13 protein-coding genes are annotated in these 12,760 nt (G+C 74.3%); 5 read left to right on the top strand and 8 right to left on the bottom strand.

Features of this window, described 5'->3' with window-relative positions; translation table 11 throughout:
* Positions 1 to 39: 39 nt before the first annotated feature.
* Positions 40 to 1,365, bottom strand: coding sequence for an ABC transporter substrate-binding protein (locus tag F8279_RS19000; RefSeq protein WP_151500632.1), 1,326 nt, complete (start codon positions 1,363 to 1,365; stop codon positions 40 to 42).
* 121 nt (positions 1,366 to 1,486) lie between these two features.
* Between F8279_RS19000 and F8279_RS18995 the strand changes: the two genes are divergently transcribed.
* Positions 1,487 to 2,320: a phosphoribosylaminoimidazolesuccinocarboxamide synthase gene (locus tag F8279_RS18995; protein WP_151500631.1), complete on the top strand. Its 834-nt coding sequence runs from the start codon at positions 1,487 to 1,489 to the stop codon at positions 2,318 to 2,320.
* A 3-nt stretch (positions 2,321 to 2,323) separates the two neighbouring features.
* Here F8279_RS18995 and glpK read toward each other — a convergent pair whose 3' ends face one another.
* A complete protein-coding gene (gene glpK / locus F8279_RS18990) occupies positions 2,324 to 3,808 on the bottom strand; it encodes a glycerol kinase GlpK (protein ID WP_225853327.1) in 1,485 nt (494 codons plus the stop codon).
* A gap of 64 nt (positions 3,809 to 3,872) precedes the next feature.
* Between glpK and F8279_RS18985 the strand changes: the two genes are divergently transcribed.
* Positions 3,873 to 4,811 (top strand): ribose-phosphate pyrophosphokinase, encoded by a 939-nt coding sequence (locus tag F8279_RS18985; protein WP_091422264.1) that lies wholly within the window; start codon positions 3,873 to 3,875, stop codon positions 4,809 to 4,811.
* An 8-nt stretch (positions 4,812 to 4,819) separates the two neighbouring features.
* Here the strand turns inward: F8279_RS18985 and F8279_RS18980 are convergent, their stop codons facing one another.
* On the bottom strand, positions 4,820 to 5,287 hold the full coding sequence (locus tag F8279_RS18980; RefSeq protein ID WP_091422268.1) for an ATP-binding protein: 468 nt from the start codon (positions 5,285 to 5,287) through the stop codon (positions 4,820 to 4,822).
* A 115-nt stretch (positions 5,288 to 5,402) separates the two neighbouring features.
* Here F8279_RS18980 and macS point away from each other — a divergent pair, with 115 nt between their 5' ends.
* Both macS and F8279_RS18970 read left to right on the top strand, forming a co-directional pair.
* Positions 5,403 to 6,524: a MacS family sensor histidine kinase gene (macS, locus tag F8279_RS18975; protein ID WP_151500629.1), complete on the top strand. Its 1,122-nt coding sequence runs from the start codon at positions 5,403 to 5,405 to the stop codon at positions 6,522 to 6,524.
* A gap of 11 nt (positions 6,525 to 6,535) precedes the next feature.
* On the top strand, positions 6,536 to 7,168 hold the full coding sequence (locus F8279_RS18970) for a response regulator transcription factor (RefSeq protein ID WP_175438784.1): 633 nt from the start codon (positions 6,536 to 6,538) through the stop codon (positions 7,166 to 7,168).
* A 4-nt stretch (positions 7,169 to 7,172) separates the two neighbouring features.
* On the opposite strand, the gene F8279_RS18965 is transcribed toward F8279_RS18970, so the two are convergent.
* The 3 genes from F8279_RS18965 to F8279_RS18955 all read right to left on the bottom strand — a co-directional run bounded on the left by F8279_RS18965 (position 7,173) and on the right by F8279_RS18955 (position 9,552).
* Entirely contained in the window at positions 7,173 to 7,745 is a 573-nt protein-coding gene (locus F8279_RS18965) for a DUF5709 domain-containing protein (RefSeq protein WP_151500628.1), read from the bottom strand.
* A gap of 80 nt (positions 7,746 to 7,825) precedes the next feature.
* Positions 7,826 to 8,557 carry an ATP-binding protein gene (locus F8279_RS18960; protein WP_225853326.1) on the bottom strand — a complete coding sequence of 244 codons (732 nt, stop codon included), beginning with the start codon at positions 8,555 to 8,557 and terminating at the stop codon, positions 7,826 to 7,828.
* Positions 8,554 to 9,552 (bottom strand): SDR family oxidoreductase, encoded by a 999-nt coding sequence (locus tag F8279_RS18955; protein ID WP_091422283.1) that lies wholly within the window; start codon positions 9,550 to 9,552, stop codon positions 8,554 to 8,556. Before F8279_RS18955 ends, F8279_RS18960 begins: the two co-directional genes overlap by 4 nt.
* A 191-nt stretch (positions 9,553 to 9,743) precedes the next feature.
* Between F8279_RS18955 and F8279_RS18950 the strand changes: the two genes are divergently transcribed.
* Positions 9,744 to 11,012: a glycosyltransferase gene (locus F8279_RS18950; RefSeq protein WP_091422285.1), complete on the top strand. Its 1,269-nt coding sequence runs from the start codon at positions 9,744 to 9,746 to the stop codon at positions 11,010 to 11,012.
* Here the strand turns inward: F8279_RS18950 and F8279_RS18945 are convergent.
* Both F8279_RS18945 and hisN read right to left on the bottom strand, forming a co-directional pair.
* On the bottom strand, positions 10,895 to 11,860 hold the full coding sequence (locus F8279_RS18945) for a hypothetical protein (RefSeq protein ID WP_175438785.1): 966 nt from the start codon (positions 11,858 to 11,860) through the stop codon (positions 10,895 to 10,897). The two genes, F8279_RS18950 and F8279_RS18945, sit on opposite strands and share 118 nt — an antisense overlap.
* A 60-nt stretch (positions 11,861 to 11,920) precedes the next feature.
* On the bottom strand, positions 11,921 to 12,739 hold the full coding sequence (gene hisN / locus F8279_RS18940) for a histidinol-phosphatase (protein ID WP_091423240.1): 819 nt from the start codon (positions 12,737 to 12,739) through the stop codon (positions 11,921 to 11,923).
* Positions 12,740 to 12,760 lie beyond the last annotated feature (21 nt).

Genomic DNA, 12,760 nt, shown 5'->3' with positions numbered 1-12,760 from the left:
CACCCCGCCCACGCCGAGAGGGCGAGCGGGTGGGGTGGGTCAGCCGGCCAGGGCGGCGTTCGCCTGGGCCATGAAGCGGGAGGTCGCGGTGCGGGCGCCGGCGCGCTTGCCGCGGATGCTCTCGGCCGCCTCGATCAGCAGCGTGCGCACCGCGGCGTGCCCCTTGGGCGGCGGCGCGGGTGACGGGCCGGCCAGGTCGTCCAGCTCGGCGCCGAGCGCCGCCATGCGCTTCTCGGCCCGGCCGGTCACCTCCGCGGTCACGAACGAGCGCACCTGCTTGCTGGCGTTCAGGCCGCGCTCGACGCCGAGGAGCCGGCCGGCGGCCACGTTCGTGGTCAGGAAGTCGAGCACGTCCACCACCGTCTCCGGGTGGCGGGTGCCCCGGAAACCGGCCCAGTACATCGACGCGCGCGGCCACTGCGCGGCGGGCGTGCCCGGGAAGGCGACCGCGCCCAGCTCGTCGTCGGTCAGGCCCTGCAGCTCGGGCAACTGGTGCGACCAGGCGAAGGAGGCCGCGGTGTGCCCGGTGACCACGAGCTGGCGGGCCAGCTCGCCGCTGTCGGCCTGCTCGACCAGGGCGGCGCTCGGTGTGGCCCGGTCGAAGCGCGCCACCTCCCAGAACTCGAACCAGGCGAGCAGTTCGGCGGAGCTGAAGCCGAGCTGCCGCCCCTGGTACAGCTCGCTGCCCTGGCCGCGCAGCCAGAGCCAGAACGCCCGGTAGTCGCCGGAGGCGTCCATGGTGCCCGCCACCCGGTTGCCGGAGGCGCGCGTGACGCGGGCGGCCCAGGTCACGTACTCCCTCCAGGACATCCCGGTACGCGGCTCGGGCTGGCCCAGCCGGCGCAGCAGCCTGCGGTTGAACACCAGCGCGGCGCTCGTCTGCGCGGCCGGCACGCCCACCGTGCGTTCGTCCACCCGGCCGTAGCGGGCCAGCTGCTCCGGTACCTCGCGCAGGTCGAGCCGCTCGTCGGCGACGTACCGGGTGAGGTCGAGCAGGATGTCCCGGCCGGCGTACTCGGCGAGCAGGGTGTCGTCGATCTGGAACAGGTCCGGCGCGTTCCCGCCGGTGGCCTGGGTGGCGATCCGGTCGTAGTAGCCGCCCAGCCCCTGCCAGGTGACCCGGAAGCTGACGCGGGGGTTCTGCTGCGAGTACAACCGCAGCGCCTGTTCGGTGGCCGCGGCCCGGCGGGCGCCGCCCCACCAGAACACGGACAGCTCGATCGGGCTCTCGTCGGCGGCCACCTCCTCCGGGCTGCACCCGGTGAGCAGCGGCAGTGCGCCGGCGGCGAGCGGCAGCCCGGTGAGCGCGCCGAGGAACCGTCGCCGGTCGAGCCCGGGACGGGGTACGGACTGCGGAGCGCGCACGAATCTCTCCGAAGGTGGGGTGGACGGATCATTTCACCGGCCCCCGGCCGGGTGTCAACGCCGGGCGGGGCGGCTGGTGGGCGCGCCCGGCGACCCGTGCCGGTCATGGTGTACTAGCGCCGTGGAACTTCTGCACTCGGGCAAGGTCCGGGACGTCTACGCCGACGGCGAGGACCTGATCCTGGTCGCCACGGACCGCGTCTCCATCTACGACGTGGTGCTGCCGACCCCGATCCCGGACAAGGGCCGTCTGCTCACCGCGCTGTCCCTGTGGTGGTTCGAGCAGCTGTCCGACCTGGTGCCGAACCACGTGATCTCCGCGACGGACGTACCGGCGGAGTTCGCCGGCCGGGCCATCCGCTGCCGGCGGCTCGAGATGGTGCCGGTCGAGTGCGTGGCCCGGGGCTACCTGACCGGCGGCGGCTTCACGGAATACCAGCGCACCGGCTCGGTCTCCGGAGTGCCGCTGCCCCGCGGCCTGGTGGAGGCGTCGATCCTGCCCGAGCCGATCTTCACGCCGTCGACCAAGGCGCCGAAGGGCGAGCACGACGAGCCGATCACGTACGAGCAGGTGGTGGACAAGGTCGGGCCGGAGGTCGCCGAGCGGTTGCGGCAGATCACCGTCGACGTCTACCGGCGCGGCGCGGAGATCGCCGCCGAACGGGGCATCCTGATCGCCGACACGAAGCTGGAGCTGGGCTGGGCGGCGGACGGCACGCTGGTCCTCGGCGACGAGGTGCTCACCTCCGACTCGTCCCGGTTCTGGCCGGCCGAGTCGTACCAGCCGGGCCGCGCCCAGTTCTCCTACGACAAGCAGTACGTGCGGGACTGGGCCACGTCGAGTGGCTGGGACAAGCAGCCGCCCGCGCCGGAGGTGCCGGCCGAGGTGATCGAGGCGACCCGGGCGCGCTACGTCGAGGTGTACGAGAAGCTCACCGGCAACCGCTGGGACTGACGCTCAGTCGACCCAGTCGAGCGTGCGCCGGACGGCCTTGTGCCACTGGCGCAGCTCGCGCTCCCGGTGCGCCGGGTCCATGGTCGACTCCCACTGCGCGTCCGAGCGCCACTTCTCGCGCAGCGTGGCCAGGTCGGGCCAGAACCCGACGGCCAGGCCGGCGGCGTACGCGGCGCCGAGGCACGTCGTCTCGGTGATCCGGGACCGCACGACCGGCACGTCCAGCACGTCGGCGAGGAACTGCATGAGCAGCTCGTTGCCGGTCATCCCGCCGTCGACCCGCAGCCGGCGCAGCGCCACGTCGGAGTCGGCGTTCATCGCGTCCACCACCTCCCGGGTCTGGAAGGCGGACGCCTCCAGCACCGCGCGGGCCAGGTGGCCCCTGGTGATGTAGCCGGTCAGCCCGGCGATCACGCCCCGCGCGTCGCTGCGCCAGTGCGGGGCGAACAGGCCGGAGAAGGCCGGCACCACGTAGCAGCCGCCGTTGTCGTCGACGGTGCGGGCCAGCTCCTCGACCTGCGGGGCCGTGGAGATCAGGCCGAGGTTGTCGCGCAGCCACTGCACCAGCGAGCCGGTGACCGCGATGGCGCCCTCCAGCGCGTACACGGCGGGCTGGCCCTCGATCCGGTACGCCACCGTGGTGAGCAGGCCGTGCCGCGACGGCACCGGGCTGGCGCCGGTGTTGAGCAGCAGGAAGCTGCCGGTGCCGTAGGTGCACTTGGCCTCGCCGGGCTGGAAGCAGGTCTGCCCGAACAACGCCGCCTGCTGGTCGCCGAGCGCGCTCGCCACCGGCACTCCGGCCAGCACCCCCTGGGCGGTGCCGTACACCTCGGCCGAGCTGCGGATCTCGGGTAGCACGGCGGCCGGGACCCGCAGCGCGTCGAGCAGCTCCGGGGCCCAGTCGAGCGTCTCCAGGTCCATCAGCATGGTGCGGCTGGCGTTCGTCACGTCGGTGACGTGCCGGCCGGTCAGCTTCCAGATCAGCCAGCTGTCCATGGTGCCGAACAGCACCTCGCCGCGCTCGGCCCGCTCGCGCAGCCCGTCGACGTGGTCCAGCAGCCAGCGCAGCTTCGGGCCGGCGAAGTAGGTGGCCGGGGTCAGGCCGGTGCGGGTCCGGAGCCGCTCCTCGTCGTACGTCCCGGTCAGCTCGCGCAGCAGCGGGCCGGTGCGCGTGTCCTGCCAGACGATCGCGTTCGCCACCGGGCGGCCGGTCTCCCGGTCCCACACCACAGTGGTCTCGCGCTGGTTGGTGATGCCCACCGCGGCGAGCATCTCGGTGCCGATGTCCGCGCCGGCCAGCGCCTCGCGCACCACGTGCTCGACGTTCGTCCAGATCTCCTCGGCGTCGTGCTCGACCCAGCCGGGGCGGGGGAAGACCTGCCGGTGCTCGCGCTGGGCCACGGCGACGATCTCACCGGCCCGGTCGAAGACGATGCAGCGCGAGGACGTGGTGCCCTGGTCGATCGCGGCGACGAACTCTGCGGTCACGGCAGCACCGTACCCGCCGTGAGCGCCCACCGTCTCCCTCCTGCGGCCCGTACGATCATCAGACGTGCGTGACATTGCCGTGTTCAGCGGGTCGGCCCATCCCGACCTCGCCGCCGAGATCTGCGCCCACCTCCACGTCCCGCTGCACCCGGTGCGGGTGTCCCGGTTCGCCAACGACTGCCTGGAGGTGCAGTTGCAGGCGAACTGCCGGGAGCGCGACGTCTTCCTCATCCAGCCGCTGGTGCCGCCGGTGCAGGAGCACCTGGTCGAGCTGCTGCTCATGATCGACGCGGCCCGGGGAGCGTCGGCCGCGCGGATCACTGTGGTGCTGCCGCACTACGCGTACGCGCGGTCGGACAAGAAGGACGCGCCGCGCATCTCCATCGGCGGCCGGCTCGTCGCCGACCTGCTCACCTCCGCCGGCGCGCACCGGGTGCTGGCCATGACGCTGCACTCGCCGCAGGTGCACGGCTTCTTCAGCGTCCCGGTGGACCACCTGCACGCGCTGCGCGAGCTGGCCGCCCACTTCAAGGGGTACGACCTGAGCAACGCGGTGGTGGTCTCGCCGGACCTGGGCAACGCCAAGGAGGCCGCCGCGTTCGCCCGGATGCTGGGTACGCCGGTGGCGGCGGGCGCGAAGCAGCGATACAGCGACGACCGGGTGCAGATCAGCACGATCATCGGCGACGTGACGGACCGGGACGTGATCGTGCTGGACGACGAGATCGCCAAGGGCAGCACGGTGATCGAGCTGATCTCGCACCTGCGCGAGCGGCAGGTCCGCTCGATCCGGCTGGCCTGTACGCACGGCCTGTTCTCCAGCGGGGCGCTGGAGCGGCTGAGCGCACAGGAGGGCGTCCTGGAGATCGTCTGCACCAACACGGTGCCGATCCCGGCGGACAAGCGGGTGCCGAAGCTGGAGGTGCTGTCGGTGGCGCCGGCGCTGGCCGAGGCGATGCGGCGGATCCACAACGGGGAGTCGGTGAGCGCCCTGTTCGCCTGACGGGCGGGTCAGCCGTCCATCGGGCCGGTGGCGGGCTGGCGGGTGGCGAGCGCGGCGGTGATCCGGACGACGGTGCCGGCGTCGCCGCTCTCCACCTCCATCGCGTCGCTCAGCTCCCGGGCCAGCCAGAGGCCCCAGCCGCCGGCGGTGTCCGGCGCGGGCCGGTCGCGGTCGCGCAGCCGCCGTTCGCTGATCCCGGGCCCGTGGTCGGCGACCTCGCAGACCAGTTCGCCGTCCCGCTCCCAGAGCCGTAGCCAGCCCTGCCCGCCGCCGTGCCGGACCGCGTTGGTGATCAGCTCGTTGACCGCCAGCACGAAGTCGTCCAGCCGTTGGCCGGACAGGCCCGACCCGTGCGCGCAGGAGGTGACCGAGTGCCGCAGCCCGGTCACCTGCGCCTGGTCGAAGGCCGTGGCGAGAAGCAGGGAAGGTTCGATGGGCACAACCGTACGCGGTGCGGGGAGTTCTGCGTCTGTCATGACCCCGTCCCGACGATGGCTCTCGACGACTTTCGCGGCATTTCCACCGTACGTCAGGGTTTCTCAAGCCGCACCGCCCGGGGTGCCCTGGACCGGCTGTGACAGGGTGACGCACATGCCGTCGTCCTCCGGCCTCGAGGGCCCCTTCTGGCGATCGATCGCGGTGTTCCGCTTCGCCGCGCTCGCGTACGTCGGACTGGTCGTGCTGCGCGACGCGGACCGCTACGCGCACCCGGTCGCCGCGGGCGGTGTCCTGCTGGCGATGCTGGCGTGGAGCGGCGTGACGGCGGCCGGGTACGGCCGTCCGGCCGGGCGGCGCTGGCCGCTGCTCCTGGCCGACCTCGGCGTGGTGCTGGCGATCATCCTGGTCACGCCCTGGGTGGTGGGCCGCGCGGCGCTCGCCGCCGGTGTGCCGATGCTGACCGCCGCCTGGCTGGCCGGGCCGGTGCTGGCCTGGGCGGTCTCCGGTGGCCGGCGGCGCGGCGCGGTGGCCGCGCTCGTGCTCGGCGGGGCCGACCTCGCCACCCGGGACCGGATCAGCCCGTCCGCGCTGACCGGGGCGATCCTGATGCTGCTCGCCGGTGTGGTGGTCGGGCACGTGGCGCGGCTGGCGGTGGAGGCGGAGCAGCGGTTGCAGCGGGCGGTGGAGTTGGAGGCGGCCACCCGGGAGCGGGAGCGGCTGGCCCGCGACATCCACGACTCGGTGCTCCAGGTGCTCGCGCTGGTCCGGCGACGCGGCGCGGACCTGGACGGCGAGGCGGCCGAGCTGGCCCGGCTGGCCGGCGAACAGGAGGCGGCGTTGCGGGCGCTGATCGGCCGGGCGGGCGCGCCGCCGGACCCGGGCGGTGACGAGCAGGACCTGCGCGACCTGATCGACAGGTACGCCTCGGCCACGGTCGTGGTGTCCGCGCCCGCCACACCGGTGCCGCTGCCGGCGCGGGCCGCCGGTGAGGTGGGCGCCGCGGTCGGCGCGGCGCTCGACAACGTGGCCCGGCACGCCGGCGGGCGGGCCTGGGTGCTGATCGAGGACGAGGAGGAGAAGGTGACCGTCTCGGTACGCGACGAGGGGCCGGGCATCCCGCAGGGACGGCTGGCGGAGGCCGCCGCGCAGGGGCGGCTCGGGGTGGCGCAGTCCATCCGGGGCCGGGTGGCGGACCTGGGCGGCGAGGTGCGGATCGTCTCCACGCCCGGTGCCGGCACCGAGATCGAGCTGGTCGTGCCGAGGAGGCGTGGGTGAGCCTCCGGGTGATGGTGGTCGACGACCACCCGATGTGGCGCGAGGGCGTGGCCCGCGACCTCACCGAGGCCGGTCACCAGGTGGTGGCGACCAGCGGGGAGGGCCGGCAGGCGGTGCGGGTGGCCGCGGCGGCCCGCCCCGACCTGGTCGTGCTCGACCTCCAGCTGCCGGACATCTCCGGCGTCGAGGTGATCCGGGGTCTGCGCGCCGCGCTGCCCGAGGTGCGGGTGCTCATGCTCTCGGCCAGCGGCGAGCCGCAGGGGGTGCTCGACGCGGTCAAGGCCGGCGCCACCGGCTACCTGACCAAGTCGGCCGCACCGGCGGAGTTCCTGGACGCGGTGCGCCGCACGGCGGCCGGTGAGCCGGTGTTCACGCCCGGCCTGGCCGGGCTGGTGCTGGGGGAGTACCGGCGGCTGGCCGCCGCGCCGCCCGCCCCGCACGACGAAGCACCCCGGCTCACCGAGCGGGAGACCGAGGTGCTGCGTCTGGTCGCCAAGGGGCTGTCCTACAAGCAGATCGCCGACCGGCTGGGCCTGTCCCACCGGACCGTGCAGAACCACGTGCAGAACACCCTGGGCAAGCTCCAGTTGCACAACCGGGTCGAGCTGACCCGGTACGCGATCGAGCGGGGTCTGGACGACTGAGCGGTCAGCGCGCGTCCGGCGGCCGGGTCTCGTGCACCGCCAGCTCCTCCGCGCTGGCCCCGCCGCCGGCCGCGCCGGCGTCGTAGGCGACGTTGTCGGTCTCCTGGTCGGTGTGCGCGCCCTCGTCCGGCTCGACCAGCCGGCCCACCTGGTGGTCGGCGACGGTGCCGAGCTGGCCGTGGTCGTACACGGACACCGGGGAGTCCGGGTCCGAGACCGGGCCCGGGTCGATCACGTCGGCGTCGAGCTGGGCCTGCGCGGCGGCCTCCTCGCTGTCCGCCTCGGCGGCGATGTCCGGGTCGACCGGGCCGGCGAGCGGATCGTCGGCGGGGCGCTCGTACTGCTCGCGATGGAGCTTGTAGTCCAGCGACTCGCCGTCGAGTTGCTCCTCCGCTGTGGTGCCGAACTGGTCCACGGCGACCGGCGTGCGGTCACCGGGGAGCTGGGCCGGCGCCGGGCCGTCCGCCTCGCGCCCGGTCAGCACGTCGTCGTTGGCGGTGGAGTCGTCGTCGGCGGTGTCGGGCAGACCCTCCGCCTCGGGATCGGACACGGGGGTGGGGTACTCGTCGTCGCGCATGCTCGGGAACTACCCACTGCGCTCCCCGCCCTAACCGCAACCGGCCGGGTGGATCGGGAGTAACGGGGCGAAAGGGTACCTCAGTTGCGGAACGCCGCCTCGTCCTCGGCGTACAGCACGCACCACACCACCTTGCCGTCGGGCAGCGCCGTGCTGCCCCAGCGCCGGGCCACCGTGTCGATGAGCAGCAGCCCTCGCCCACCCACCGAGTCCACCGGCGCCGGACCGCCGTACGCGGGCCGCCCGGACGCGTGGTCCCGCACGGCCACGTGCAGCGCGCCGCCGCGCGGGGCCAGCCGGAGCGTCATCGGCGTGACGGCGTGCGCGACCACGTTGTTGACCATCTCGGTGACCGCGATGCAGGCCGGCTCGGTCAGCTCCGGCAACCCCCACCTGGCGCACCCGCCCGTCACCAGCATCCGTGCCTCGCGGGCCGCCTCGACCACCGGGGACAGCTCGACGTCGAGCGGCTCGGGCGGCGCGTCCGGTGGTGGCCCGTCCGGGTCGAGCACCAGCTCGGCGGCGGGCCAGTCGGCGACCGCCCGGCAGACCTCGTCCAGCGCGTCGCGTGCCAGCGGGTCGGGGATCCGCACCCCGGACAGGTCCACCAGCAGCACCCCAGGGCGCTGCCACAACCGGGCGAGCAGGGCGTCCCGTACGGCCTGCACCTCGGAGCGGTCGAGGATCCCGGTCAGCCGGACCGTCGGGGAGGAGTCGTCGGCCTCCACCAGGCAACGCGCATCCGTCGGCATGATCGCCCCATTGTGCACGTCGGTCCGCGCCCGCGCACCGGTCCGGTCGACGGGACTCACGGCCGGCCACCTCGGGACCGGCGGCTGATCGCCGCCACCGTGCCGACAGCGGTGCCGGCGGCCAGCCCGACCGCCGCCGTCAGCCGCAGCACCTGGCCGCGCCGGCCGGACCACCCGTCGGTCCGCTCCGCCGCCGAGTCCGGCGTGAAGACGGCTCCGGTGGAGTCGGCGCGTACGCCGGGGCCGAACTGGGTGCGCGCGGTGTACCAGCCCAGCACGCGCTCGGCCAGCGCCGGGGCGAGCCGCCACTGGAGCCCGATCAGCCGGGCCGCGCCGCCCGCGTACGCCTCCCGCCGGGGCCGGCGCAGCAGCTTGACGATCGTCTCGGCGACCATCTCCGGCGGGTACACCGGCGGCGGCGGGGTCAGTTCCCGGCCGGAGTGGTTGGCCGCGTGCCGGAAGAACGGCGTGTCGATGGTGGCGGGCAGCACCGTACAGATGGAGATGTTGCCCCGGCCGGTCACCCGCAGCTCCTGCCGCACCGTGTCGGCCAGCCCGCGGATCGCGTGCTTGGTCGCGTTGTACGCCGACTGGTACGGCATCGCCACCTCGGCCAGCACCGAGGCGTTGTTGACCAGCACCCCGCCGCCGGCCGCGCCCAGCCAGGGCAGCGCGGCGCGCGTGCCGTACACGGCGCCGAGCAGGTTCACGTCCACCACCCGGCGGAACTCGGACACCGGGATCTCGTCGAACAGCCCCACGGTGCCCACTGCCGCGTTGTTGATCCAGGCGTCGATCCGGCCGAACTCGGCCACCGCCCGTCCGGCCAGCCGCTCCACCGCCTCCGGGTCGGTCACGTCGGTGGGTACCACCAGGGCCCGCCCGCCCAGCTCCCGGCAGAACGCCGCGACGCGGCGCAGCGCGGACTCGGTACGGGCGGCCAGCACCACGTCGGCACCCCGGCGGGCCAGCGCGTACGCGGTGGCCGCGCCGATCCCGCTGGAGGCACCGGTGATGACGACGGTGGCGTCGGAGAGGCTGCGGGTCAGCGGCATTCCCCGTCGGTACCCCCGGTCCGGGCCGTCATGCCGACCGTTTTCGACGGTGATCGGGTCCGGTCGGCTGTCCCGTCCGCGGGACGTCCTGGCCGGGTGACCCCGATCTGTCAGGTTTGGGCGCACCGGGCCTGGGTTAATGGGACGCTCTGACCGGAGACCCCGCTCGCGAGAACGCATGGAGGTGCACCATGCGCGTCGGCCTTGTATGCGCGCACGCCGGCTCGTCCACCGACGGTCCCACCGTCGGGACCCAGGAGCACATTGCGCGCGTGGCGGCGGAACTCGCCGCCCGGGGCCATGACGTCCGCGTCTACGAGCGCCGTGCCGCGTCCGCCCAGCCCGCCCTGACCGAACTCGACGGCTACCGGGTGGAACGTGTCCCGGTCGGCCCGCCCGACATGCTCTCCACCGCCGAGCTGGTGCCGTTCGTCGCCGAGTACGGTCGCTGGCTGGCCGGGCAGTGGGCCGGGGACTGGACCCCCGACGTGGTGCACGGGCACTACTGGGTCGGCGGCCTGGCCGCCGCCCACGCGGTACGCGCCACCGACATCCCGGTGGTGCAGACGTTCCACTCGCTCGGCGTGGAGCAGTTGCGTCACCTCGGCCGTGAATACGGCGGGCCGGGCGAGCGCATCCCGCTGGAGCGGGCACTGACCCGGGCCGTGGACGTCGCGGTGGCCCAGTCCAACGACGAGGTCGACGAGCTGACCCGGATGGGTCTGCAACGCACATCGGTGGCGATGGTGCCGACCGGGGTGGACACCGGCCAGTTCCACCCGGACGGCGAGGCGGCGCCGCGGGACCAGCGGCCCCGGATCCTCTCCGTCGCCGGGCTCGCGCCCGGGCACGGCCAGGACGACCTGATCCGGGCGATGCGGCTGGTCGGCGACGCGGAGCTGGTGATCGCCGGCGGCCCGCCGGCCGAGCGACTGGACGGGCACGCCGAGGCGCGCCGGCTGCGCGAGCTGGCCGAACGCGCGGGCGTGGCGGAGCAGGTGAAGCTGGTCGGCGCGGTGCCGCACGACCAGATGGCCACCTGGTACCGCTCCGCCGACGTGGTGGCCTGCACGCCGCACTACGCGTCAGCCGGGCGGGTGTCGCTGGAGGCGATGGCCTGCGGCGTTCCGGTGGTCGGCTACGCCATGGGCGGCATCGCGGACGCGGTGGTGGACGAGGTGACCGGCAAGCTGGTGCCGCCGGGCGACGTGCGCACGCTCGGGGTCACGCTGCGCCGGCTGCTGTCGGACAACGCCGGACGGTTCGCGTACGGCCACGCCGCGGTGGACCGGGTCCGGTGCAGCTACACCTGGGAACGTACCGCCGCCGCGCTGGAGCGCCTCTACGAGCGGGTGATCGGGCGGCGCCGTCCGGCCACGCCGATCGAGCCGACGCCGGTCGAGGTGACGCCGCCGGTCGAGGTGGTCGTCTCGGAACGGGGACCGGTCGAGGCGGCCTGAACCGGCACCATCCCGGCGCCCACGATCGCCTTCTGGCGGGCGCCGGCGTGGTGGTGCTGCGGTTCGGCGTATCGGGTCAGGCCCACCACCGCGGCCAGCGTCACCAGGAAGCCGAGCCCGGCCAGCCACTCCCGGCCGGGCCAGATCTTGTCGTTGAGCAGCAGCAGGCCGACGATCGCCGCGGGTACCGCGCCGGCGGCGTCCATCGCTGCCACCGCCGCCGTGGTCGACCCGCGCTGCATGGCCAGCCCGAGCAGCAGCTGACCGATCACCGAGTGGACGATCAGCAGGTAGAGCAGCGGGTCGCGGACGAACGCCTCCACCGACCCGGCCGAGGCGAGCGGCCGGGCCGCCACCGCCGCGGCGGAGAACGCCATCCCGGCCAGTGAGCCGAGCACCACCGACCCGAGCGCGCCGTGCAGCCGGGCGGCGAAGAAGCCGGAAGCGGCGATCGCGACCACCGCCACCGCCAGGCCGACCAGCCCGGCGGTGCCGAGCTGCCGCGACGGCGCGGGCTGGGCGGAGAGCACGAGCGCGGTGATGCCGGCGAACAGCAGCACCAGCAGCACCACCTCGGCGGCCGGCAGCCGCCACTTGAGCACCAGCACGCCGAGCACGGCGGTCACCCCGAGCCCGGCCGCCACGCTCGCCTGCACCAGGAACAGCGGCAGGTCGCGGCGGGCCAGGAACGCCAGCACGAAGCCGACGACCTGGCAGGCCAGGCCGATCAGGTACGTCCGGTGCCCGGCGAGGCGCAGCAGCAGCCCGGGATCGAACGTGTGGTGCACAGTGGTCCGCGCGGCCGCGACCGACTGGAGGAGGTTGGCGAAGCCGTACGCGATGATCATCGCCGCCAGGAAGCACCAACCGGAGGAAACCACCTGGCGAGGATAGAGGCTCTGCCTGGGTCAGCGCTCGGCTGGACGGCCGAGCCGGGCCAGGATGTCGTCGTGCAGCGCCCCGTTGCTGGCCACGGCGCTGATGTCGGCGGAGTCGGCACCGCCCGGGGCGGGCCGTCCGGCCAGGTCGGTGATCGTTCCGCCCGCCTCGGTGACGATCGGGACCAGCGCGGCGACGTCCCACAGCGACAGTTCCGGCTCCACCATCACGTCCAGTGCTCCCTCGGCCAGCAGCATGTAGCCGTAGAAGTCGCCGTACGCGCGGCTGCGCCAGGTGTCGCGCATGAGCTGGAGCACCGCGTCCAGCCGGCCGGCCTGCTCCCATCCGGTCAGCGATGAGTAACAGAAGCTCGCGTCGCCGAGCGCTGTCACGCCGGAGACCCGGATCGGCGTGCCGTCGGCCGGGCCGGTGCCGGCGAACGCGCCCGCGCCGAGCGCACCCCACCAGCGGCGGCCCAGTGCCGGGGCGGAGACCAGGCCGAGCACCGGCCGGTCGTGCTCCAGCAGCGCGATCAGCGTGGCCCAGACCGGTACGCCCCGGACGAAGTTCTTCGTGCCGTCGATCGGGTCGATCACCCAGCGCCGCCCGTCGGGGCCGGCCGGCGGCTGCTCGCCGTACTCCTCGCCGAGCAGGCCGTCGCCCGGACGGTGGGCGGCCAGCAGCGCGCGGATCTCCCGCTCCACCGCGGTGTCCGCGTCGGAGACCGGGGTCAGGTCCGGCTTCGACTCGACGCGCAGGTCGAGCGCGCGGAACCGGGCCGAGGAGACGGCGTCCGCGGCGTCGGCGAGCAGGTGGGCGAGGGCGAGGTCGTCGGCGTACCCGGTCATGACCGACACGCTAGTGGCGGC

The organism is Micromonospora sp. AMSO1212t (assembly GCF_008868145.1).
In the GTDB taxonomy this organism is placed as follows: domain Bacteria; phylum Actinomycetota; class Actinomycetes; order Mycobacteriales; family Micromonosporaceae; genus Micromonospora; species Micromonospora tulbaghiae.
Note: the sequence above shows the minus strand (reverse complement) of the source record. Positions and strands in the feature narration are given on the sequence as shown.